At 73.4% G+C, this 22,476-nt stretch carries 24 protein-coding genes; 17 read left to right on the top strand and 7 right to left on the bottom strand.

Annotation, left to right across the window (positions count from 1 at the left end):
* The first annotated feature begins 2 nt into the window (after nucleotides 1-2).
* The 7 genes from ACZ53K_RS00700 to ACZ53K_RS00670 all read left to right on the top strand — a co-directional run bounded on the left by ACZ53K_RS00700 (nucleotide 3) and on the right by ACZ53K_RS00670 (nucleotide 6,215).
* Nucleotides 3-854, top strand: coding sequence for a helix-turn-helix transcriptional regulator (locus ACZ53K_RS00700; protein WP_468830206.1), 852 nt, complete (start codon nucleotides 3-5; stop codon nucleotides 852-854).
* A 129-nt stretch (nucleotides 855-983) separates the two neighbouring features.
* A complete protein-coding gene (locus ACZ53K_RS00695; RefSeq protein WP_468830204.1) occupies nucleotides 984-1,943 on the top strand; it encodes an ABC transporter ATP-binding protein in 960 nt (319 codons plus the stop codon).
* Nucleotides 1,940-2,677 carry an ABC transporter permease gene (locus ACZ53K_RS00690; RefSeq protein WP_468830202.1) on the top strand — a complete coding sequence of 246 codons (738 nt, stop codon included), beginning with the start codon at nucleotides 1,940-1,942 and terminating at the stop codon, nucleotides 2,675-2,677. The genes ACZ53K_RS00695 and ACZ53K_RS00690 overlap by 4 nt, the downstream gene beginning before the upstream one ends.
* Entirely contained in the window at nucleotides 2,674-3,912 is a 1,239-nt protein-coding gene (locus ACZ53K_RS00685) for a sensor histidine kinase (RefSeq protein WP_468830200.1), read from the top strand. Before ACZ53K_RS00690 ends, ACZ53K_RS00685 begins: the two co-directional genes overlap by 4 nt.
* Before the next feature lie 138 nt (nucleotides 3,913-4,050).
* Nucleotides 4,051-4,242 (top strand): hypothetical protein, encoded by a 192-nt coding sequence (locus tag ACZ53K_RS00680; protein ID WP_468830198.1) that lies wholly within the window; start codon nucleotides 4,051-4,053, stop codon nucleotides 4,240-4,242.
* Between the two features lie 61 nt (nucleotides 4,243-4,303).
* Complete coding sequence (locus tag ACZ53K_RS00675) at nucleotides 4,304-4,942, top strand: response regulator (protein WP_468830196.1); 639 nt, start codon at nucleotides 4,304-4,306, stop codon at nucleotides 4,940-4,942.
* Between the two features lie 109 nt (nucleotides 4,943-5,051).
* Nucleotides 5,052-6,215, top strand: a complete 1,164-nt coding sequence (locus ACZ53K_RS00670) for a PP2C family protein-serine/threonine phosphatase (RefSeq protein ID WP_468830194.1) — start codon at nucleotides 5,052-5,054, stop codon at nucleotides 6,213-6,215.
* Here ACZ53K_RS00670 and ACZ53K_RS00665 read toward each other — a convergent pair.
* Both ACZ53K_RS00665 and ACZ53K_RS00660 read right to left on the bottom strand, forming a co-directional pair.
* Complete coding sequence (locus tag ACZ53K_RS00665; RefSeq protein WP_468830192.1) at nucleotides 6,182-7,042, bottom strand: transglutaminase family protein; 861 nt, start codon at nucleotides 7,040-7,042, stop codon at nucleotides 6,182-6,184. The genes ACZ53K_RS00670 and ACZ53K_RS00665 overlap by 34 nt on opposite strands.
* Before the next feature lie 17 nt (nucleotides 7,043-7,059).
* Nucleotides 7,060-8,070: a GNAT family N-acetyltransferase gene (locus tag ACZ53K_RS00660; RefSeq protein WP_468830190.1), complete on the bottom strand. Its 1,011-nt coding sequence runs from the start codon at nucleotides 8,068-8,070 to the stop codon at nucleotides 7,060-7,062.
* Nucleotides 8,071-8,209: 139 nt separating this feature from the next.
* Between ACZ53K_RS00660 and fdxA the strand changes: the two genes are divergently transcribed.
* Nucleotides 8,210-8,530 (top strand): ferredoxin, encoded by a 321-nt coding sequence (gene fdxA / locus ACZ53K_RS00655; protein WP_018089397.1) that lies wholly within the window; start codon nucleotides 8,210-8,212, stop codon nucleotides 8,528-8,530.
* A gap of 132 nt (nucleotides 8,531-8,662) precedes the next feature.
* Entirely contained in the window at nucleotides 8,663-9,775 is a 1,113-nt protein-coding gene (gene dapC, locus ACZ53K_RS00650) for a succinyldiaminopimelate transaminase (RefSeq protein ID WP_468830188.1), read from the top strand.
* Nucleotides 9,776-9,850: 75 nt separating this feature from the next.
* Here the strand turns inward: dapC and ACZ53K_RS00645 are convergent, their stop codons facing one another.
* Both ACZ53K_RS00645 and ACZ53K_RS00640 read right to left on the bottom strand, forming a co-directional pair.
* Complete coding sequence (locus ACZ53K_RS00645; protein ID WP_468830186.1) at nucleotides 9,851-10,420, bottom strand: ATP-binding protein; 570 nt, start codon at nucleotides 10,418-10,420, stop codon at nucleotides 9,851-9,853.
* Between the two features lie 425 nt (nucleotides 10,421-10,845).
* Nucleotides 10,846-11,868, bottom strand: a complete 1,023-nt coding sequence (locus tag ACZ53K_RS00640) for a VldE C-terminal domain-containing protein (RefSeq protein ID WP_468830184.1) — start codon at nucleotides 11,866-11,868, stop codon at nucleotides 10,846-10,848.
* Nucleotides 11,869-11,909: 41 nt separating this feature from the next.
* On the opposite strand from ACZ53K_RS00640, the gene dapE reads away from it, so the two are divergent.
* A complete protein-coding gene (gene dapE / locus ACZ53K_RS00635) occupies nucleotides 11,910-13,001 on the top strand; it encodes a succinyl-diaminopimelate desuccinylase (protein ID WP_468830182.1) in 1,092 nt (363 codons plus the stop codon).
* 111 nt (nucleotides 13,002-13,112) lie between these two features.
* A complete protein-coding gene (locus ACZ53K_RS00630) occupies nucleotides 13,113-13,865 on the top strand; it encodes an LOG family protein (RefSeq protein ID WP_468830180.1) in 753 nt (250 codons plus the stop codon).
* Between the two features lie 7 nt (nucleotides 13,866-13,872).
* Here the strand turns inward: ACZ53K_RS00630 and folP are convergent, their stop codons facing one another.
* Entirely contained in the window at nucleotides 13,873-14,733 is an 861-nt protein-coding gene (folP, locus tag ACZ53K_RS00625; RefSeq protein WP_468830178.1) for a dihydropteroate synthase, read from the bottom strand.
* Nucleotides 14,734-14,823: 90 nt separating this feature from the next.
* Between folP and ACZ53K_RS00620 the strand changes: the two genes are divergently transcribed.
* Nucleotides 14,824-15,273: a DivIVA domain-containing protein gene (locus ACZ53K_RS00620; RefSeq protein WP_468830176.1), complete on the top strand. Its 450-nt coding sequence runs from the start codon at nucleotides 14,824-14,826 to the stop codon at nucleotides 15,271-15,273.
* Entirely contained in the window at nucleotides 15,270-15,878 is a 609-nt protein-coding gene (locus ACZ53K_RS00615) for a DNA-3-methyladenine glycosylase I (RefSeq protein ID WP_468830174.1), read from the top strand. Before ACZ53K_RS00620 ends, ACZ53K_RS00615 begins: the two co-directional genes overlap by 4 nt.
* A gap of 99 nt (nucleotides 15,879-15,977) precedes the next feature.
* On the opposite strand, the gene chcB is transcribed toward ACZ53K_RS00615, so the two are convergent.
* Complete coding sequence (gene chcB / locus ACZ53K_RS00610) at nucleotides 15,978-16,778, bottom strand: 2-cyclohexenylcarbonyl CoA isomerase (RefSeq protein WP_468830172.1); 801 nt, start codon at nucleotides 16,776-16,778, stop codon at nucleotides 15,978-15,980.
* Between the two features lie 316 nt (nucleotides 16,779-17,094).
* On the opposite strand from chcB, the gene ACZ53K_RS00605 reads away from it, so the two are divergent.
* A complete protein-coding gene (locus ACZ53K_RS00605) occupies nucleotides 17,095-17,262 on the top strand; it encodes a DUF3117 domain-containing protein (protein ID WP_003985072.1) in 168 nt (55 codons plus the stop codon).
* A gap of 217 nt (nucleotides 17,263-17,479) precedes the next feature.
* Here ACZ53K_RS00605 and ACZ53K_RS00600 read toward each other — a convergent pair whose 3' ends face one another.
* Nucleotides 17,480-18,163, bottom strand: a complete 684-nt coding sequence (locus ACZ53K_RS00600) for an O-methyltransferase (RefSeq protein WP_468830170.1) — start codon at nucleotides 18,161-18,163, stop codon at nucleotides 17,480-17,482.
* A 276-nt stretch (nucleotides 18,164-18,439) separates the two neighbouring features.
* On the opposite strand from ACZ53K_RS00600, the gene sigE reads away from it, so the two are divergent.
* The 3 genes from sigE to ACZ53K_RS00585 all read left to right on the top strand — a co-directional run bounded on the left by sigE (nucleotide 18,440) and on the right by ACZ53K_RS00585 (nucleotide 22,391).
* Nucleotides 18,440-19,129, top strand: a complete 690-nt coding sequence (sigE, locus tag ACZ53K_RS00595; protein ID WP_468830168.1) for an RNA polymerase sigma factor SigE — start codon at nucleotides 18,440-18,442, stop codon at nucleotides 19,127-19,129.
* Entirely contained in the window at nucleotides 19,126-20,139 is a 1,014-nt protein-coding gene (locus ACZ53K_RS00590; protein WP_468830166.1) for an anti-sigma factor family protein, read from the top strand. The genes sigE and ACZ53K_RS00590 overlap by 4 nt, the downstream gene beginning before the upstream one ends.
* A 134-nt stretch (nucleotides 20,140-20,273) precedes the next feature.
* Nucleotides 20,274-22,391 (top strand): S1C family serine protease, encoded by a 2,118-nt coding sequence (locus ACZ53K_RS00585; RefSeq protein ID WP_468830164.1) that lies wholly within the window; start codon nucleotides 20,274-20,276, stop codon nucleotides 22,389-22,391.
* Nucleotides 22,392-22,476 lie beyond the last annotated feature (85 nt).

Below are 22,476 nucleotides of genomic sequence, written 5' to 3'. Positions count from 1 at the left end.
CGGTGGACCGACGAGAACTTGGCGACTTCCTGCGCAGCAGACGCGAACGCATCACCCCCGCCGACGTGGGGCTGCCCGCCGGGACGCGCCGCCGCACCCCGGGCCTGCGCCGCGAGGAGGTGGCGCAGCTGGCGTTCATCTCGGCCGAGTACTACACGCGGCTGGAGCAGGCGCGCGGCCCGCACCCCTCCCGCGAGGTGCTGGCCCAGCTCGCCCGCGCCCTGCGCCTGTCGGACGCCGAACGCGACCACCTCCACCACCTCGCCGGTGCCCCGCCCGGGCCCCCGCCGGGCCCTTCGCGGGAGGTACGGCAGAGCCTCGTCGACCTGCTGCACCGGCTGCCCGAGGCGGCGGGGATCGTCATCTCGGCGACGTACGAGGTCATCGCCTGGAACGAGCTGGCCGCCGCCCTGATGGAGGACTTCTCCGCGCTCCCGCGCCGGGACCGCAACCTCGTCCGGCGCGCCTTCCTCGGCCCGCACCCGCACGGCAGGCGGCTGTACGGCGTCTCGGACGCGGACGCGTTCGCCCGGACCGCCGCGCAGCAACTGCGTGCCGCGGCGGCCCGTTACTCCACCGACCCGGAGGTGACCGGCCTGGTCGAGGAGCTGCTGGCGGGCAGCGAGGAGTTCGCCCGGCTCTGGGCCGCCCACGAGGTGGCCGCCCGGCCCACCCTCTGCAAGACCTTCGAGCACCCCCTCGTCGGGCCCGTCAGCGTCAGCTGTGACGTCCTGGATGTCACCGACCGGGACCAGCGGGTCGTCATCTACACCGCCGCTCCGGGCTCGCCGTCGGCCGAGGCCCTGCGGCTGCTGTCGGTCGTCGGCACGCAGCGCATGGGCGTACCCGGCTGACCCCGGCACGGCCGTTTCCGGGACCGCCGGAGCCGCACCCTAGGGGACACCACCCATGACATCTGTCATCCCGTACTTGCGACAGGCGACACTGCCGCAGGTCACCGCCCCGCTGTGAAGCTGGGACACATGACGAGCACTGCCATCACCACAGACCGGGCCGCGGGGCGCCGGGCGGGTCCGGAGCCCGTGGTCAGCTTCCGTAAAGTCAGCAAGAACTACGGCGCCGTACGGGCGGTGGCCGACCTGGACCTGGAACTGTACCCGGGCGAGACCGTCGCCCTCCTCGGCCCCAACGGCGCCGGCAAGTCCTCCACCCTCGACCTGCTCCTGGGCCTGCGCAACGCCGACACCGGGTCCGTGTCGCTCTTCGGGACGAGCCCGCAGCGCGCCATCGAGCAGGGCAAGGTGGGCGCCATGCTGCAGAGCGGCGGCCTGATGACCGGCGTGAAGGTCCGTGAGCTGGTCAAGCTCGCCGCCGACCTGCACCCGGGCGGCTACCCGGTCGAGCAGATCATGGACAGCGCCGGGATCACCGAGATCGCCGACCGGATGGTCGACAAGCTCTCCGGCGGCCAGGAGCAGCGGGTGCGCTTCGCGCTCGCCACCGCCGGCGCCAACGAACTGATCGTGCTGGACGAGCCGACCACCGGCATGGACGTCACCTCCCGGCAGAAGTTCTGGGACACCATGCGGGCCCAGGCCCGGCAGGGCCGTACGGTGCTGTTCGCCACCCACTACCTCGAAGAGGCGGACGAGGTCGCGGACCGCGTGATCGTGCTGCACCGCGGCCGGGTGCTGGCCGACGGCACCGCCGCCGAGATCAAGGCGCGAGCCGGTGCCCGCCGGATCGTCTTCGACCTGGACGGGCCGGTCGACCACGAGGTACTGCGCCGGCTGCCGCACCTGACCTCCCTGGAGGTCTCCGGGCGCACCGTGCGCATCCAGTCCGGGGACGCCGACGCGACGATGCACGCCGCGTACGGCCTCGGCCTGTACCCGCGCAACCTGGAAGTGGCCGGGCTCGGCCTGGAGCAGGCGTTCATCGCCATCACCGACGCAGCGACCGCCGAGGAGGCGGCACGATGACCACCCTGATCAAGCTGGAGATCGTCCGCGCCCTGCGGAACAAGAAGTTCCTGTTCTTCTCGGTGATCTACCCGCCAGTGCTCTACCTGATCATCGCGGGCGGCGCCGGCAGCAAGCCGATACCGGGCATGCAGCTGAACATGCCCCTGTACTTCATGGTCGCCATGGCGGCGTTCGGCGCGATGACCGCCGTACTGATCGGCAACAGCGAGGCGATCGCCAAGGAGCGCGAGAAGGGCTGGGTACGGCAGCTGCGGCTGACCGCGCTGCCCGGACGTGGCTACGTCGCCGCGAAGATGGGCTCCGCCGCGACGGTCAGCCTGCCGTCGATCGTGCTGGTCATGCTGGTCGCCGCGACGGTCAAGGGCGTCCGGCTGGAGGCCTGGCAGTGGATCGCCATCCTCGTCGCGACCTGGCTCGGCAGCTTCGTCTTCGCCGCGCTCGGCGTGGCCATCGGCTACCTTGCCAGCGGTGACGCGGTCCGCCCGATCGCCATGATGATCTACTTCGTGCTGGCGTTCCTCGGCGGGCTGTGGATGCCGCTGACGATCCTGCCGCAGTGGGTGCAGAACATCGCCGAGTGGCTGCCCACCCACGCGTACGCCGCGCTCGGCACGGCCATCGAGGCCGGCCACGCACCGGACGCCAAGGACCTGGCCATCCTCGCCGGCTACCTGCTCGTCTTCGCGGGCGGCGCGGGCTGGCTCTACCGGAAGGACACGCGTACGGCATGAAGTGCCCGGAGACCGAGCCCAACCCGGTGATGATCGGATCGGCACCCCGCACCCGCCGGCAGGCGCTGGTGAAGAGCGCCTGGGTCGTCATCTGGTTCCTGTACCTGGCGGGGCCGATCGGGGACCTGCTCGACGGCGGGATGTCCCCGGCGCACGAGCTGCTGGGCTGCGCCGGTCTCCTGACGTTCGTCGCCGTCTACTTCGTCGTGCTCTTCCGGCACATGACCCACCGGCCCTGCAAGGACTGGGCGGTCCGGGCGGCCGTGGCCTTCATCGCGGCGCTCGCCGTCCTGCTGGCCTCGGTCCTCGGGCCGAACTGGCTGGTGCTCTTCACCTTCGTGTGCGTCTCGGTGGCCGTCACCCAGTCGTTCAGCACCTCGCGGTGGGCGATCCCCGCACTGACCGCCGTCCTCGTGCTGATCGGGATGCGTCACGAGAACGTGCGCGCCTACCTCTTCGCGTACGCCCTGCCCTGCCTGCTCAGCGGGTTCGCGATGGTCGGCGTGCAGTATCTGATCCGTACGACGAAGGAGCTGCGCGAGGCGCGGGTGGAGGTCGCGCGGCTGGCCGCCAACGAGGAGCGGCTGCGGCTCGCCCGCGACCTGCACGACCTGCTCGGCCACTCGCTCTCCCTGATCACGCTCAAGAGCGAGCTGGCCGGGCGGATGCTGCCCGCCGAGCCGGACCGCGCGGCCCAGCAGGTCGCCGACATCGAACGGGTCAGCCGCCAGGCGCTGGTGGACGTCCGCGAGGCCGTCACCGGTTACCGGCGCCCCCGCCTGGTCGTCGAACTGGCCGGGGCACGCGCCGCGCTGCGCACCGCGGCGATCATGGCGGACATCGACCCGGCCGTGGAAAAGGAGCACGGCGGCCTCGGGGAGGACGGGGAGGGCGCGCTGGCCTGGGCGCTGCGGGAGGCCGTCACCAACGTCGTACGGCACAGTGGCGCCGGCCGCTGCGAGGTACTGCTCACCGAGGAGTGGGAGGCCGACGAACGGCGGTTCCTGTGCCTGTCCGTCGTCGACGACGGCACCGGGCCGCTGCGCGGCGGCAGCCACCACCACGGGAACGGCCTGGCCGGCCTGCGCGAGCGGCTGGACCTGGCCGGCGGCCGCCTGGAGACGGGCGCCGCGCCGCGCGGCCGCGGCTTCGCCCTGCGCGCGTACGTCCCGCTCGGCAGCGTGCCGGTGTCCGGTACCGGCGCCCGGCCCGCGGAGCACAGCCCGGGGGCGTGAGGCGCCAAGGGGGCGTGAGGCGTACGGCCGTGCGCTCCGGTGGCTCCGGCGCGCGGGCGCCCGCTCCCGCTCCCCCCGATGGAGTGGCCCGGCGCGAGAACCGGCGCCCCGGCGCTCCGGGCGGTGCAGGCTGGCGCCATGCCACCCATCGACCCGCGGGCCGTCGTCGGTCCCCTCGCCCCGCCCGGCTGCCCGGCCTGCCGCGACCGGCGCCGCCTGTGGAAGGACACCAGCGACTCGGGCCGGGGACAGGAGACCTGGCACTGGTGGTGTTCCGGCTGCCGCCAGACCTTCGAACCGACGCAGCAGCACAAGCGCTTCTACCTCTGATCCGTCGTCCCCACCGGCGCCCGTTGACCTGCGCTTTCCCTTGCCTGGCTAGGGTGTCCGCATGACTGACCCGCACGGCGAGCAGCCCGTGAAGAAAGTGCGCCTCCTCCTCGCCGAGGACCAGTCCATGGTCCGCGAAGCGCTGGCCGCGCTGCTGGGGCTGGAGCCCGACATGGAGGTCGTGGCGCAGGCCGCGCGGGGTGACGAGGTCGTCGGCGCGGTGCGGGAGCGGCCCGTGGACGTGGCGCTGCTCGACATCGAGATGCCCGGCATCAGCGGGCTGGACGCCGCCGCGCTGCTGCGCGAGGAGTTTCCGGCGCTGAAGGTCGTCATCCTCACCACCTTCGGGCGGCCCGGCTACCTGCGCCGCGCCATGGAGTCCGGCGCCGACGCGTTCCTGGTCAAGGACGCACCGGCCGCACAGCTCGCGGACGCCGTACGGCGGGTGCTCCGCGGTGAGCGGGTCATCGACCCGGCGCTGGCCGCCGCCGCGCTGTCCGAGGGGGCCAACCCCCTCACCGACCGGGAGTGCGACGTGCTGCGCGCCGCGGCGGACGGCTCCACCAACGCGGAGGTCGCCGCCGCCCTGCACCTCTCGCACGGCACGGTACGCAACTACCTGTCCACCGCCATCCAGAAGACGGGCGCCCGCAACCGCGCCGAAGCCGTCCGTACGGCAGCCGCCAAGGGCTGGCTGTAACCAGGACGGCGGCGGGCCCGCGCTGTAAGCAGTCTCACCCGCGCAACGGCCTCACCAGGACTTTCGGCCCTGGGCGGGGTACGGCGGCGGGCGCAGGCTGGGAAGGGTGATGACTCTTCAGCGAACCCCGGCGCGGGACCGCGCGGTGGCGGTGCTGCTGGTCGTCGTGACCCTGGCCATCACGCTGGCGGACGCGGGGACCGGCCCGCAGCTGCACTTCGCCCTGTTCATGGGCATCGCGCCGCTGATCGCCGCGCTGCGCTGCCCCTACCGGTGGACCGCGGCGGTGGCCGCCGTGTACGTGCTGTGCCAGGTGTTCATCCAGATCCGGCTCGTGCCGGACTGGTCCGTGGCCAGCAAGGTCGTCGGGGTCTTCGGGGCGCTGCTGGTCGCCGTGTTCGCGCTGGTGCTGTGCCGTACGCGGCTGGAGCGCGAGGCGCTGTATGCCCGTACGAGCATGGTCGCCGACGCCGTACAGCGGGAGATGCTGCGCGAGCTGCCGCTGACCGCCGGGCCGCTGGAGGCGTTCGGGTTCTATGTCTCCGCGCAGGAGGGGGCCCGGGTCGGCGGGGACATCTACGAGGCCGTGGAGACGCCGCACGGGCTGCGGCTGGTGATCGGCGACGTCCAGGGCAAGGGGATGCCCGCGATCGGCGCCGGGCACGAGGTGCTGGCCTCCTTTCGGGAGGCGGCGTACTACACGGACCGTCTGGAAGTCGTCGCCGAACGGATGGAGCAGGCACTGGCCCGCTACAACGTCCGTTCCGCGGAGCGCGGCGGCGAGGAACGGTTCGTCACCGCGCTGCTGCTGGAGGTGCGCGGGCAGGACAGTGCCAAGGTGCTGTCCTGCGGCCACATCCCGTACTACCTCGTACGGGACGGCCGGGTCACCGAGCGCAACGACGGCGAAGGCGGCCTGCCGCTGGGCCTGGGATGGCTCACCGGCGAGCCGCGGCAGAGCGTGGCCGCCGAGCCGGTGGCGGACGACTGGATCGTGCTGTGCACCGACGGCGTGACCGAGGCCCGGGGCGCGGACGGTTCGTTCTACCCGCTGGCCGACCGGCTGGCCCGCTGGACGCACCTGGAGCCGGACGAGCTGGCGCACACGCTCCGCGCCGACCTGGAACGGTTCACCGGCGGCGACCTCAAGGACGACGCGACCGTACTGATCGTGCGCCGCAGTCCGCACACCGCCGGGCAGCAGCCTGCCGTCGAGCAGGCAGGGCAGGCCGCGGAGGATCAGTTGAGCATGGCGCGGGCCGCCGCCGCCTGACGCCGCACCGCCGCGGCGGCGGCCGGATCGACCCCCTCCACCACCTTCGCGTACTCCTCCAGCCCGGCCGCGCCGCCCAGGAAGTCCCCGCGCTGCACGAGAAGTTGCGCGTGGTCGTGGCGCAGCCGCGCCGGGTGGCTGGGCAGCAGCAGGGACAGTTCGACCGCCCACAGCTGCACATCGCTGCGCTCCGGCCGGGCGGTGGCCCACGCCCGGATGTTGTTCAGGATGCGCAGCACGATCTCCAGCGGGTCGGCCGGCGCCAGCATCTGCTCGGTCAGCGGAGCCCCGGTCGCGCCCGCGACCAGCACCCCGGCGTCCTCGTCGGTCAGCAGCCGGCCGCCGTCGAAGGGGTCGGCGAGGACGTGCGAGCCGTACGGGTCACCGAAGCCGACGACGAAATGGCCCGGCAGCGCCACGCCGTACACCGGCGCGCCGGCCCGCCGCGCGACCTCCAGCCACACCACCGACAACAGGATCGGCAGGCCCCGCCGGCGCCGCAGCACCTCGTGCAGCAGCGACGACTCCAGCCGCCGGTATTCGGCGGGTGTGCCGCGGAAGCCGAGGCGTGCGCCGAGCAGTTCGGCGACGTTGCGGGCCCAGGGGCGCGGCCCGCCGGCGGGCGCGTACGGCAGCCGCCCGGCCAACGCGTCCAGTTCGATCTGCGCCGCGTCCATGCCCGCCTCGTCCAGCGCGGGGTCGGCCTCCGCGGCGATCAGCAGGCACAGCCGGGCGAGGTCCGGCCGCTCGTCGCGCGCCGCCTCGGCGAACTTCCGGCGCCGCTCGGCGGACGTGTCGTCCCCGTTCGGGTCCGGGTCCGGATGCATACGAGGTTCGTACCCGTTCAGCTCGGGCCTCCCTGGGAGGCGCGCCAGTGGTGGTAATGGTGGTGGGTGACGAAGCCCAGCCCGTCGTACAGCGCGCGGGCGTCGTGGTTGTCCGTCTCGACCTGGAGATACGCGGCCGAGGCACCCTCGTCCAGGGCCTTGCGGGCGAGCGCCGCCATCACGGCCGAGGCCAGGCCCCGCCGCCGGTGCTCCGCGCCGACCTCGACCGCAGCGAAGCCGGCCCAGCGCCCGTCCACCACGCACCGCCCGATCGCGGCCGCGTTGCCTCCGTCGTCGGGCACGCTGGCGAACCACACGGACGGGCCGCCCTGCAGCACCTTGAGCACCTCGGGCCCCGGCTCGGCGGACCGCCGGTAGCGGCGCAGCCAGTCCGGGCCGGTCTCCCGGGTGAGCGCCACCCGGGACACGTCCGCGTCCAGGTCGCCGACGGGTGCCAGCGCGGCGGTACGCAGCTCCGCCGTCACCTCGCGCGTCCAGCCGCGCCGGTCCAGCTCGGCCGCCAGGTCTTCCTGGGTGCCCGGAGCGCCCGTACTGACCTGTATGTACGGGGGCAGTGAGCGCTCCGCGTACCAGGCCCGGACCCGTTCCAGGGCGGTGTCCAGCGGCAGCCCCGGGTCGCCCAGGGCCGCCACCGAGTTGGCCCGCCGGGTGAATCCGCCGCTGGCCCGCAGTTGCCACTCGCCCAGCCACGCGCTCTCCACCGCCGGCCAGCCGCGGGTGGCCACCCGGTCCAGTTCCGGCGCGCTGGTGGCGGGGGAGCGGCGGCGGGCGGGCGCCGGGGGCACCGTCTTTCCCGCGACCAGAGTGGCCTCGGTGAACCGGACGGTCTCTCCGTTCCGGCGTGTGATGCTCAGCACACCCTCGTCCCACGATGTGAGAACACCGACCGTGTCGGTGAACTTCGCGGCCCCCTCCCCAGCGCCGCTCAAGCGCCGGACAGATACCCTTTTGCCCACGTCAGCACGGGTGATGTGGACCTCCAGCCGTCCGCCGGTAGTGAATTCCACGGCTCTACCCGCCCCTCTTGTTCGTCTCGTGCCCGGGAACGGAGATACTAGGTGCGGGCATCGACGACGCCGCGCTCCCGCGCGCCCCGCGGCGGAACTGCCAATCGGTCCGCCAGCCCTACCGAGGAGGAACGACAGCGTGACCTACGTCATCGCGCAGCCTTGTGTCGACGTCAAGGACAAGGCATGCATCGAGGAGTGCCCCGTCGACTGCATCTACGAGGGCTCCCGGTCCTTGTACATCCACCCGGACGAATGCGTTGACTGCGGCGCCTGTGAGCCGGTCTGCCCGGTCGAGGCGATCTTCTACGAGGACGACACCCCGGAGGAGTGGAAGGACTACTACAAGGCGAATGTCGAGTTCTTCGACGAGCTCGGTTCGCCCGGTGGTGCCAGCAAGCTCGGCCTGATCGAGCGTGACCACCCCTTCATCGCAGCGCTGCCGCCGCAGAACCAGTAAGCGGCCGCATGGCGCCGCCCCGGTCCCGTACGGCCGGCCTCCCCGTCACCTGAGACCGGGATGCCGACGCCGCACGGGGCCGAGGCGTTTCCAGCCCTGTGCGGCCAGAGGAACGTGAGGAAAGAGAGCAACGTGGGCACCGTCTCATCCCGTCTTCCGGTCTTCCCCTGGGACCGGCTGGAGCCGTACAAGTCCACGGCGGCCGCGTATGCCGACGGCATCGTGGACCTGTCCGTCGGCACCCCGGTCGACCCCGTGCCCGCGCTCGTGCGGAAAGCCCTCACGGACGCCGCCGACAGCCCCGGCTACCCGACGGTGTGGGGCACCGCCGCGCTGCGCGACGCGATCACCGGCTGGGCCGGCGAGCGCCTGGGCGCGACCGGCCTGGCCCACACCAACGTGCTGCCGGTCGTCGGCTCCAAGGAACTGGTCGCCTGGCTGCCGACCCAGCTCGGCCTGGGCGCCGGCGACCGTGTCGCGTACCCGCGTCTGGCCTACCCCACCTACGAGGTCGGCGCGCGCCTGGCGGGCGCCGAGCCGGTCGTCTACGACGCCCCCTTGGAGCTGGACCCCGCCGGCCTCAAGCTGCTCTGGCTGAACTCCCCGTCCAACCCGACCGGCCGCGTGCTCGGCGCCGACGAGCTGCGCCGTACGGTCGCCTGGGCGCGCGAGCACGGCGTCCTGCTCTTCAGCGACGAGTGCTACATCGAACTGGGCTGGGAGGCCGACCCCGTCTCCGTCCTCCACCCGGACGTGTGCGGCGGCTCGTACGACGGCATCGTGGCCGTCCACTCGCTGTCCAAGCGCTCCAACCTGGCGGGCTACCGAGCCGCCTTCCTGGTCGGCGACGCCGCCGTCCTCGGTGAGCTGCTCCAGATCCGCAAGCACGGCGGCATGATGATCCCCGCGCCGGTGCAGGCCGCGACGGTCGCCGCGCTCGGCGACACGGAGCACGTCGGTGAGCAGCGCGAGCGCTACGCCCGCCGCCGTACGGCGCTGCGCGAGGCCCTGGAGGCCGCCGGTTTCCGTGTCGAGCACAGCGAGGCGTCGCTCTACCTGTGGGCGACGCGGGACGAGTCGTGCTGGGACACCGTCGGCGACCTCGCCAAGCGCGGCATCCTGGTCGCGCCCGGCGACTTCTACGGGAGCGCGGGGGAGCGGTTCGTCCGGGTCGCCTTCACCGCCACCGACGAGCGGGTGGACGAGGCCGTACGCCGGCTGGCGGAGCTGGCGCCGGCGTCCTGACCCGCACACGCGAAGAGCCCGGAGCGGACGCCTGAGGCAGGGCGTCTTCTCCGGGCTTCGCCGTGCGGCGCCGCGTCAGCTGATCGGCAGGCCGTTCGTCGGCAGCAGGTCCGAGGCCAGCCCGCTGTCGCCGACCGCCTGGGCCAGGCCGTCGGTGGACAGTGAGTCGGTCAGACCGTCGGTGGACAGCCCGTCACCCGGCAGCGAGTCGGTCAGGCCGTCGGTCGGCAGGCCGTCCTCGGTGGCGGTGTGCAGGGTGTCGGTGAGGATGTCCCCCGCACTGTCCGCGGTGTCGCTGGCGGCGTTGTCCGCGGCCTGCTTCGCGGCCGGAGCGGTCTCCCCCAGCGTCTTGCCCGCGGTCTTGCCGGCGGTCTTGCTCAGGGCCGGGACGGCCTTGCGGACAACCTTGCCACCGGCTTCGGCGGCGTTCGCGCCGGTCTCACCGGCGAGGTCGCCGGCACCCTGAACCGCGCCGTCGGCGGTGTCGGCGAGGCTCGCGGTGTCCACTGCGGTCAGTCCGCCCAGGTCGGATGACTGAGGCAGTTCCACGGCGCTCGCGGAGCCTGCCGCACTGACCACGGGGGCTGCGCCTGCTGCGATCAGCAGCGCGGCTCGGGCGATCCGACGCGAGAGGGGGAGGGACATGGTGCTCCTTTTACGGAGAGGGACTGGTTCTTCTGACAGACGTGCCGTGTCCGCCGGGCGGGGCGCGGAGGCTGCCGGGCGCACGACGTGACTACCGCGCCAGGCCCGGGAAGGTTGCGGCACGGCTGGTAAAGAATCAGTGGGGGGTCACATAATCTGCTCCGGAGGAAACCGGGCAAAGTGCGCCGGGCGCAGTACGGTGCTGAAACGTCACACCTCAAGGTCGGCGCGGGTTCCATGCCGTTCGGATGACCCCTCCGGCGGTGACCCGCCGCCGCTGCCCGGGGTTGACGACGTTAACTCGCCCGAGGGACCCGCCGGACGGCTGCGCGGTGACCACGAGGCTGACGGCATGACGGCCGTCCGGGTTACGGCGCGGCCCCTCCGCCCGGCGGGACACCCCGCCCCGGAAGGCACCGCGCGGCTCACTTGGCGGTGACGATCCGTACGTCCGACGCGGCAGCCCGCGCGGCCGCACCGGTCGCCTTCTGCCAGCCCTTCCCGGAATCGGCCGCCGACCACATCTTCCCGGCGTAGGAAATCTGCTCGATGCCCAATGCGCCGGAGTGGGCCATCGCCCACGTGGCCAGCTCCCAGCCGCGCCGCTCCGTCCCGGAGCCGTCCCCGCCGGCGGACGTGCCGCCGGCCTGTCCCGTGCCCCGGCCCGCCGCCAGGGCCTCGTCCCCGTCACCGGTGGGCGCCGGCCGCGCGGGCACCGTCAGCACCCGGCCGCCGTCCTCGCCGTCGCCCTTGCCGCCCGGAGCCGCCCCGCCCCCGTGCGGCAGCACGTCGGGCCCGAACTCGCGCACCAGCTGCTTGCGCACCCCGTCCAGACCGCCCGGCTGCTCCCGGTCCGCCGGACGGCTGACCGAACACGTCATCGCGGCCCCGTCGCGCCCGGTGAGGGCACCGGTCAGCAGCGCGGCGTTCGGCTCGTGCTTGGCGTACGCCTGCGGAAAACCGCTGCGCTGCACCTTCTGCGCGGCCACCGTCAGCGGCAGCCGCGAATAGCCCGGCACCTTGACCAGGTGGGTGTAGAACTCCCCGGCCGAATAGACCGGGTCCATGATCTGGTCGACCGTGCCCCAGTCCTGGGACGGCCGCTGCTGGAAGAGGCCGACCGAGTCGCGGTCCCCGAAGCCGATGTTGCGCAGCCCGGACTCCTGCATGGCGGTCGCCAGCGCGATCGTCACGGCCCGCTCCGGCAGCCCGCGCGAGGAGCCGACGGCCGAGATGGTCGCGGCGTTCGCGGCCTGCTCCGGCGAGATCTCGTACGGCTTGCCGCCGTCCGAGGCCCGCACCGCACAGCGCGGGGCACCCGGGCCGCCGGTGACGTACTGCACGACGAGGTAGACGGCCAGCCCGACGAGCACGGCGAAGGCCGCGCCGGTACGCAGGAGGCGCTTGCTACGGGTGCCGCGGGCGGGAGCGGTGGGCTGGGGGGACACGCAGCCAACGGTACTGGAGGGGCGCCGGTAGGGTCGGCTCCATGGAGACCGCTACGCAGACCCCCGCACTCGACCTCTCCCTGGACGCGGCCGAGCTGACCGCTCAGCTCGTCGACATCCCGTCCGTCAGCCGGGACGAGAAGGCCATCGCGGACGCCGTCGAGAACGCGCTGCGCGCGCTCCCGCACCTGACGGTGGAGCGGGACGGCAACTGCATCGTCGCGCGCACGTTCCATGGCCATGCCGAGCGGGTCGTGCTGGCCGGTCACCTGGACACCGTGCCCATCGCGGACAACGTGCCCTCCCGGCTCGACGAGGACGGCGTCCTGTGGGGCTGCGGCACCACCGACATGAAGTCCGGCGTCGCCGTCCAGCTGCGCATCGCCGCCACCGTCCCCGCGCCCAACCGCGACCTGACCTTCCTCTTCTACGACATGGAGGAGATCGCCGCCGAGTTCAACGGCCTCGGACGGCTGGCCGAGGAGCACCCGGACTGGCTGGAGGGCGACTTCGCCGTGCTGCTGGAGTCCTCGAACACCGAGGTCGAGGGCGGCTGCCAGGGCACCCTGCGAGTGCTGCTGCACACCGAGGGCGAGCGGGCCCACTCGGCACGCAGCTGGATGGGCAGCAACGCCATCCACGCGGCGGCGCCGATCCTCGCGCGCCTGGCGTCCTACGAGCCGCGCCGGGCCGTCATCGACGGTCTCGAATACCGCGAGGGCCTGAACGCCGTGCGCATCGAGGGCGGCGTGGCGGGCAACGTCATCCCCGACGCCTGCACCGTCGCCGTGAACTTCCGCTACGCGCCCGACCGCAGCGAGCAGGAAGCGCTCGGCCACGTCCGCGAGGTCTTCGCGGACTGCGGCGTCGCCGGAATGACCGTCGACGACCACTCGCCGGGCGCGCTGCCGGGCCTCTCCCACCCCGCGGCCGCCGCCTTCATGAAGGCGGTCGGCGGCGTCGCCAAGCCCAAGTTCGGCTGGACGGACGTCTCGCGCTTCAGCGCCCTGGGCGTGCCCGCCGTGAACTACGGCCCCGGCGACCCCGTACTGGCGCACAAGAAGGACGAACGGGTCGCCGTCGAGCGGATCCTGCACTGCGAGGAGCGCCTGCGGGCCTGGCTCACCGCCTGACCCGCCCGGCCCACGTCCCCCGCAGGTGTTCCGGCAGCCGGAATCGCCCTGCCCGCCACCTGGGCCGATCTACCCTTGCCGGACACCGACCGGCAGCGGAGGGAGCACGATATGGCCAGCCCCGAGGAAGAGCGGGCGTGGGAGGAACAGCGCCTGGGACCCGTGGTGCGCCGACGCGAACAGGTGCAGAAGGGCACCACGGACCAGCGGCTGCTGGACACCGCCGAGGGCGACACGGACTGGGTGCACACCGACCCCTGGCGGGTCATGCGCATCCAGTCGGAGTTCGTGGAGGGCTTCGGCGCACTGGCCGAACTGCCGAGCGCCATCAGCGTCTTCGGCTCGGCCCGTACCCCCGTCGGCTCATCCGAGTACGAGACCGGCGTCGCGCTCGGCCAGGCCCTGGTGGAGGCCGGCTTCGCGGTGATCACCGGCGGCGGGCCCGGCGTGATGGAGGCCGCGAACCGGGGCGCCAGGGAGGCCAAGGGCGTCTCCGTCGGCCTGGGCATCGAGCTGCCCTTCGAACAGGGCATGAACCCGCACGTCGACATCGGCGTCAACTTCCGCTACTTCTTCGTCCGCAAGACGATGTTCGTGAAGTACGCGCAGGGCTTCGTCGTACTGCCCGGCGGCATGGGCACCCTCGACGAGCTGTTCGAGGCGCTGACCCTCGTCCAGACGCGGAAGGTGACCCGCTTCCCGATCGTGCTCTTCGGTACGGAGTACTGGAGCGGCCTGGTCGACTGGCTGCGCGACACGGTCGTCGCGCAGGGCAAGGCGTCCGAGCACGACCTGCTGCTCTTCCACGTCACGGACGACGTGGACGAGGCGGTCGCGCTGGTCTCCAAGGAGACCGGGAAGTAGCCGGGGGTCAGGCGAGCCCCCGGCGGGCGACCGCCGGGGGCCGGTGGCCCGCGATCGAGGCCACCATGTCCAGGATCTGCCGGGTCTCGGCGACCTCGTGGACGCGGTAGACCTGCGCGCCCAGCCACGCCGACACCGCGGTCGTCGCCAGCGTCCCGAGCAGCCGCTCCTTGACCGGCTTGTCCAGCGTCTCGCCGACGAAGTCCTTGTTGGACAGCGAGACCAGCACCGGCCATCCCGTGTCGGCCATCTCGCCGAGCCGGCGGGTCGCCTCCAGGCTGTGCCGGGTGTTCTTGCCGAAGTCATGGCCCGGGTCGATCATGATTGCGTCGCGTCGTACGCCCAGCTCCACCGCGCGCTCGGCCAGCCCCAGCGTCACCCGCAGGATGTCCGCCATCACGTCCTCGTACGCCACCCGGTGCGGCCGGGTACGCGGCTCGACGCCACCCGCGTGGGTGCAGACCAGGCCCACGCCGTGCCGGGCCGCGACCTCGGCCAGCTTCGGGTCCACCCCGCCCCACGCGTCGTTGAGCAGGTCGGCGCCGGCCTCGCAGACCGCCTCGCCGACATCGTGCCGCCAGGTGTCCACGCTGATCACCACGTCCGGGTACCGCTTGCGCACCTCGGCCACGAAGCCGACCGTGCGCCGGGCCTCCTCCGCGGCGCTGACCTCCTCGCCGGGGCCCGCCTTGACCCCGCCGATGTCGATGATCGCGGCGCCCTCGGCCACCGCCTGCTCCACCCGGGCGAGCGCCGGCTCGTCCGTGAAGGTGGCTCCTTGGTCGTAGAAGGAGTCCGGGGTCCTGTTCACGATGGCCATGATCACCGGCTCGTGCCCGGCGAACTCTCGATTCCCCAGCCGCAGCATTGCTTCTCCCTCTTCCTGGTCCGCCAGCGACCCTAACGGTCACACCCGCATGGCACGATCAGTGCCAACGCATAGCTCGGGGAGATGGTCGTGTTCTGGTTCTTGCTGATCGCGATGGTCGTGGTGGTCGCCGCGGTCACGCTCGCCGTGGTCGGCGGCGGTGACGAGGGCGGGCTCGGCGAGGCCGCGCCGGACCGGCTGTACGAACCGCTGCCCGCCGACCGGCCCGTCTCCCGCGCCGACGTGGAGGCGGTACGCCTGCCGGTGAGCGTGCGCGGCTACCGCATGAACGACGTCGACGACGTCCTGGACCGGCTCGGCGCCGAGCTGGCCGAACGGGACGCGCGGATCGCCGAACTGGAGGCGGCCCTGGCCGGCGCGCACGCCGCGGCGATGGGCCCGCCCGGCCTGATCAAGGACGCCCCGGAGGACGGCACCGGGGGCCGGGCCGGGAAGCGGCCCGGCGAACGCCCGGCCGGTGCGGCCGGGGAGGAGCCCCCGGCCCCCGGGGGCGAGGAAGAGGGGAAGACCGCCTCATGACGGGCGTCAGCACGGCTCCGGACGGGGTGCCCCGCTGCCCCTGGGGCATGGAGTCGGAGAAAATGGCCGACTATCGCACGTACCACGACACCGAGTGGGGCCTGCCGGTCCACGGCGACGACGCGCTCTTCGAGCGGATGTGCCTGGAGGCGTTCCAGTCCGGGCTGTCCTGGATCACGATCCTGCGCCGCCGCGAGGGCTTCCGGGCCGCGTTTGCCGACTTCCGGATCGAGGCGGTCGCCCGGTTCACCGAGGCGGACGCCGAACGGCTGCTCACCGACGCCCGCATCATCCGCAACCGCGCGAAGATCAACGCGGCGATCAACAACGCGCGGGTCGCGGCCGAGCTGGCCCCCGGCGAGCTGGACCGGCTGATCTGGTCGTACGCGCCCGAGCGCGACGCCCGGCGGGCCCCGCGCACGCTGTCCGACGTGGCGCCCGTCACCCCGGAGTCCACGGCGCTGGCCAAGGACCTCAAGAAGCGCGGCTTCCGCTTCGTCGGCCCCACCACCGCGTACGCGACGATGCAGGCGTGCGGCCTGGTCAACGACCATCTGGCGGACTGCCACGTGCGGGACGCGGTGGAGGCGGCGGCAGCGGCGTGAGGGCGGGGGAGGCGCGCCGGGGCGCGCGCCGGAGGTGCGCTGGGGTGCGCCCCGGCCGCCCGCGCCCGAGGCGGGCCCCGCCGCGCCCGCCCGAGCCTCCTAGCGGCCCAGGAACCTCGGCTTCTCCTTCTTCACGAACGCCTCGACCGCGATGTGGTGGTCCTCCGAGGCGCCCGCCCGCGTCTGCAGCTCGTCCTCCTTGGCCAGCGTCTCGGTGAGCGAGTGCCCGGCCCCGTACGCAAGGGATTCCTTGATCGCGGCGTAGGCGGCGGTCGGGCCCTCGGCCAGCGCGCGCGCCACCGCCGCCGCCTCGGCCGCCAGCTCCGCCGCCGGCACGACCTTGTTGGCGATGCCCAGGTCGAACGCCTCCTGGGCGGTGATGCTGCGCGGGAAGAGCAGCAGGTCGGCGGCGCGGCCGTGGCCGATCAGGCGGGGCAGCGTCCAGGAGATGCCGGAGTCGGCGGTGAGCGCGACGCCGGCGAAGGAGGTGTTGAAGGAGGCGGTGTCGGCGACGACCCGGTAATCGGCGGCGAGCGCGAAACCGGCGCCGGCGCCCGCGGCCACGCCGTTGACCCCCGCCACCACCGGCTTGGCCATGCCGGCGAGCGCCGTGACGATGGGGTTGTAGTGCTCGCGCACCGTGCTCATGGTCTGCCCGGAGCCGGTCTCGCGGTCCTGGGCCAGCAGACCGATGTGCTCCTTGAGGTCCTGCCCCACGCAGAAGGCGCGTCCGGTGGCGGTCAGCAGGACCGCGCGTACGGCCGGGTCGGCGGCGGCCTCGCGCAGGGCGTCCCGCAGGGCCTCCTTGGCCTCCGTGTTCATCGCGTTCATCGCGTCGGGGCGGTTGATCGTGATCGTCCCGACGCCGTCGGTCACGTCGTAGAGCACGGTGTCGGCCATGGTGAGGGGTCCCTCCGTCGCGGCTCGTCGGCCGCCGGACAGTGGCGGCCAGCGCTCAGGATGCCGGAGATCATCGGCGCCCGTCATGTGACGTACGTCAAACAACCGGCGAGGACCGGACGCCGGACGATGGCGAAGTATCGCAGCCCACTCCCCGAATTGGGTGGTTTTGCGAGAGCGCGTTGCCGAAGGGATGCTCCCCGATGTTGGTCATCGGGTCGTGCGATGCGGGATAATGGCCTGGAAGCAATGTGTTCGATGCCGGTGACACCTGGGTTGTCGGCTGCGTGAGCTGGTTTCAGGAAGGGGAACGAGCATGGCGGCCATGAAGCCGCGAACGGGCGACGGCCCGCTCGAGGTGACCAAGGAGGGGCGGGGCATCGTCATGCGCGTTCCGCTCGAAGGCGGCGGTCGACTCGTCGTCGAGCTGACTCCCGACGAAGCCAAGGCCCTGGGCGAGGCCCTGGAGAAGGTCACCGTCTGACAGGGCAGCCGCCCTGATGCTGCGGTTTCCCGGGGCTGACCCCTGGACCCCCAGCCGAATACCCCGGCCCCGGTGGGTGCCGCGCTCGCGCGTGGTGCCCGCCGGGGCCGCATTCGTTCCCGCGCGTGCGGCCCGTACGCGCCGTGGCCTTCCCGTCCGTACAGTGGTCCCCCCGTACGCTCCGGCGGCCGCCCCCGTACCTGCCACGGTTCCCCGCTCAGCCGCGCTTGACCGCGCACAGCAGGCCGTCGCCCACCGGCAGGAGGGACGAGATCAGCGCGTCCGTCTCGCGGAGGGTGCGCAGCAGCTCCCGCAGGCGCAGCACCTCCGCGGGCTGGGCCGCCGAGTCGACCGTACGGCCGTCGGCGAAGGCGCCCTCGAAACAGACCAGGCCACCGGGGCGCAGCAGCCGCAACGATTCAGCGAGATAGTCCAGGCACTCCATGCGGTCGCCGTCGCAGAAGACGAGGTCGTAGCCGCCGTCGGCGAGCCGGGGCAGGACGTCCAGCGCGCGGCCGGGGATGAAGCGCGCGCGGTTGCCGGCGAAGCCCGCCTCCCGGAACGCCTGCTTCGCGAACTGCTGCCGCTCCGGTTCCAGGTCGACCGTCGTCAGGACGCCGTCCGGCCGCATGCCGTGCAGGAGGTAGATGCCCGACACTCCCGTGCCGGTGCCTATCTCGGCGACCGCCTTGGCGTCCGCCGTCGCGGCGAGCAGCCGCAGCGCGGTGCCGGTGCCCGTGGACACCGCGCGGATGCCCGCCTCCCGTGCCCGGTCGCGGGACCAGTGCAGGGCGGCGTCGGCCTTGTCGTCGATGGTCCCGGCGCCGTACGCCTCGGCGAATGCCAAGCTCGTCTGCCGGTTGCCGGTAATGGCCCTCTCCTGTCCCCGTAGTTGACGCAACCGTGACTGTATCCGCTGCGTGCGGGAACCCGCAGATGGGACCGGGCGTTGAAGCACTGCAGGGGGGATGCATCGGTGAAGACCCAGCGAGTTGTGCGGGATGACGCGAAGCCAGACCAAAAGCAGGTCAAATCTGCTTATCCGGAGCTAACGGGCGAGGTGGATATGGTAGGGGCTCTACTGGACACCACCAGAGCCACCAGGGGAGGTGCGGCTGCGGCGGGTGACCGATGGGCGCGCAGGCGCCTCAGGCGGTCGGCCGTCGAGCCGAAATCCGTGACAGACACTGCTGACCGTTCCCGCTCCCACGGCCACAAGGGTAGGGGAGGGGCCTTTGACACCGCTACGACAGCGACGTTCGCCGCCGATGCGGATGCGCAGGCCTGGACCCCGCCCAGCTGGGAGGAGATCGTCAGCACCCACAGCGCGCGGGTCTACCGCCTCGCCTACCGCCTCACGGGCAACCAGCACGACGCCGAGGACCTGACGCAGGAGGTGTTCGTCCGCGTCTTCCGCTCGCTGTCGACGTACACCCCCGGCACCTTCGAGGGCTGGCTGCACCGCATCACGACCAACCTCTTCCTGGACATGGTCCGCCGCCGCCAGCGCATCCGCTTCGACGCGCTCGGCGACGACGCGGCCGAGCGGCTGCCCAGCCGCGAGCCCTCCCCGCAGCAGCACTTCAACGACACCCACTTCGACGCCGACGTCCAGCAGGCCCTGGACACCCTCGCGCCCGAGTTCCGCGCCGCCGTGGTGCTCTGCGACATCGAGGGCCTGTCGTACGAAGAGATCGCCGCCACCCTCGGTGTGAAGCTGGGCACGGTCCGCAGCCGCATTCACCGCGGCCGCTCCCACCTGCGCAAGGCGCTCAAGCACCGCTCCCCGGCGGCGCGTGCCGAGGAGCGCGAGCGCGAGCGGCGGCCGCTCACCTCGGTCACCACAGGGGAGGTCGGAATCGCGTGAGCGGTACAGGCGGTCCGTCCCCCGCCGAGCATCATCTCGGCGACCGCCTCGCGGCTCTGGTCGACGGGGAGTTGGGGCATGACGCGCGCGAGCGGGTGCTCGCGCATCTCGCTACGTGTGGAAAGTGCAAGGCGGAGGCCGACGACCAGCGGCAGCTGAAGAACGTCTTCGCGGCCACGGCGCCCCCCGGCCCCTCCGAGGGGCTGCTGGCGCGCCTCCAGGGCCTGCCCGGAGGTGATGCCGACGGCTCCGGAAGTCGGCTGGGCCCCGGGCGCTTCGGCGGCGGCGCGTTCGGTGGTGATTTCACCGAGCGCGGCGAGTTCGAGGCGCGCGGCGGCTCGTTCCGGTATGCACCGTCCGGCAGCCATGCCGTCGGCGCGGTGCCCCGCCAGCCGCGCTCGCGCGGCTTCCGTATCCACGAGCCGGACCGGCCCGCGCCGCAGCGCCGCCGGTTCGCCTTCGCGGCGGCCGGCGCGGTCTCCCTGGCGGCGTTCGCGCTCGGCGGCGCGCTGCCCCTGGAGGCGGCGGTCGACACCCCGAGCGGGCGCGCCGACGGCACGGGCAGTCAGATGACGCCGCTCAGCGCCACCCCGGGCCCGGTCGGCCCGCCGGGTCTGACCCGCGGCGAGGCCCTGCTCTTCGCCACCGGCCACCCCTGGGCGCGGTCGCTCCCCGGTGCGGGCGCGACCCCGGAGCCCGCCCCCAGCTCCCTCGGCCTGACCGGCCCGTCGGTGCCGCTGGCAGCGCGCCCCTCGTCCGGCCTGCCCCGGTCCCAGGGCGCGCTCCCGTACGACGGCCGGTCCGTCCCGCCCGCGCTCTCGCTCCAGACCGGTCAGCTCCTGCCCCACCACCCCGCCCAGGGCACCGCGCCGGCCCCGCAGTCCGGCGCGCACGCCGTGGGCCCGTACCAGCCGTCGGCGGACGTCGGCCAACCCCTGGCCGGGACCGCCCTGCCGTCCGGTCCCGCCTCCCGGGAGTCGATGACCGCCCACCGCCCCGTCCCACGCTGACCGGGCTCTGCGCGCGGCCGTACGAACCTGGTTGAATCGCTGATGGGGCGGCGTCCCCCTGCCGGGGCGCGCCGTCGGCGAGGTGGTGGTGCCCGCCTGACACAGCGGGCGAATCGGTGGGGAGCACGGAGAGCATGGACGAGGGGACGGCCGCCGGGCCGAAGCGGAACTGGTGGAGCCGGTCGGGGCAGCAGCCCGCCGAGCCGGCGGCGCAGGGGCCCACCGCGCCCCGAGCCGGTACCGGGGCTGGAGAGACCGCCGCGACCCGGGAGTTCACGGTTCCGGCCGCCGGTGCGGCCGGTGCCGCGCCCGCCGGATCTGAGGAGGCCGCTTCGGCCGGTCCGCAGGCCGGGGATGCCACGGGACAGGCCGAGGCTTCCGGCAGCACGCCCGCGGAGGCCGCGCCCGGCGCGGGCTCCGGCGCACCGGATGCCTCCGCCTCCGGGCCGCACGCCTCCGCGCCGCAGGTCCCGGCGCCGCCGGCCGCCCCGCCGCGGCAGCCGCTGCATCCCCAGGACCCGTACGGCACACCTCCGTACGGCGATCCGGGCCCCTGGGCCCCCGCGCCGCCGGTGCAGCGCCCGACGGCCACCCCGCCCCACGGCACGGGACTTCCGCTGCGGAGCACGGGCGCGGCGCCGCAGGGCACCACCCCGCAGCCGCCCGCGTACGGCGCCGGCGCGCCCGTACCACCGCCCCAGCAGCCGTTCCCGGGCCCGCCGCAGCACCCTGCGGGCCCGCAGCCGTACGAGGGCTCCGCCCGTACACCGATGCCGCAGCCCGAGCCGCCGTCCGCGCACGCCCAGCCGCCGCTCGCCCCGGCCGCGGCCACGCCGCCGTCCGGCACGGACACCACTGTGCTCCCCGCCGTGGCGCACGACGCGTCGGGCGGCGACCCGCTCCCGCCCGAGGCGCAGGGCGAGCCGCAGCCGGACCACCCCCAGTCCCGGCACATGCCGCAGCCCGGCCCGGGCACCCCCGAGCCGCCGGCCGCAGCCCACGATCACCCCCACCAGCAATCGCACCAGCCACACCATCAACCCCACTGGCAGCAATACGACCCCTGGAGCACGCCCCAGCCCGGCGCGGCGATGCCCCTGGGCACGCCGCCGCCCGCGCCCCCGGCTCCCCGCCGCAACCGCCGCGGCGCGCTGGCCGCGGGAGCGGTGGCCCTGGCGCTGCTGGCCGGCGGTATCGGCGGCGGCGTGGGCGCGTACATCGAGCGCAACGGCGGCCTCGGCTCCATCGAGCTGCCGCAGGACACCGGCGACAAGGGCGGCCGCAAGCCGGAGAGCGTCGCCGGTATCGCGCAGGCCGCCCTGCCCAGCGTGGTCACCCTGCACGTCCGCGGCAACAGTGAGCAGGGCACCGGCACCGGCTTCGTCCTCGACAAGCAGGGCCACATCCTCACCAACAACCATGTCGTCGAGCCGGCCGGCACCGGCGGCGAGATATCGGTCTCGTTCAGCGGCGGCCAGACGGCCAAGGCCAAGGTCATCGGCCGGGACGGCGGCTACGACCTGGCCGTCGTCCAGGTCCAGGGTGTCTCCGGGCTGCGTCCGCTGGCGCTGGGCGACTCCGACTCGGTACGGGTCGGCGACCCGGTCGTGGCGATCGGCGCCCCGTATGACCTCGCCAACACCGTCACCGCCGGGATCATCAGCGCCAAGCAGCGGCCGATCACGGCGGGCGGCAAGAAGGGCGACGGCAGCGACATCTCGTACGTCGACGCCCTGCAGACCGACGCCCCGATCAACCCGGGCAACTCCGGCGGCCCGCTCGTCGACTCCCGGGCGCGGGTGATCGGCATCAACAGCGCGATCCGCGCGGCCGACAGCTCCGGCGGCGGCCTGGAGGGCGGCAGCCAGGGCGGCAGCATCGGCCTGGGCTTCGCCATACCGATCAACCAGGGCAAGTGGGTGGCCGAGCAGCTGATCAACAAGGGCAGGGTGCTGCACCCGGTGATCGGCGTCACGCTGGAGATGGAGTACGCGGGCGACGGCGCGCGGGTCAGCTCCAAGAGCAAGGACGGCGGCGCCCCCGTGACGCCCGGCGGTCCGGGGGCCAAGGCGGGCATCAAGCCGCGGGACGTGATCACCAAGGTGGACGGGCAGCCCGTGCACAGCGGCGAGGAACTGATCATCAAGGTGCGCAGCCACCGGCCGGGGGACCGGCTCGGCCTGACCCTGCGGCGGGACGGCAAGGAGCAGACCGCGCAGCTGGTCCTCGGCGCCGCCACCGGCGAGAAATGACCGTTTGCACGGTGTTGGGACGGGCGACTCCCGCCGGATGCCGTGGGCCAGGTACCGTGATAGGCGGCCTGGCCCATAGGCCCGA

It is taken from the genome of Streptomyces sp. NPDC033221, assembly GCF_055577005.1.
Note: the sequence above shows the minus strand (reverse complement) of the source record. Positions and strands in the feature narration are given on the sequence as shown.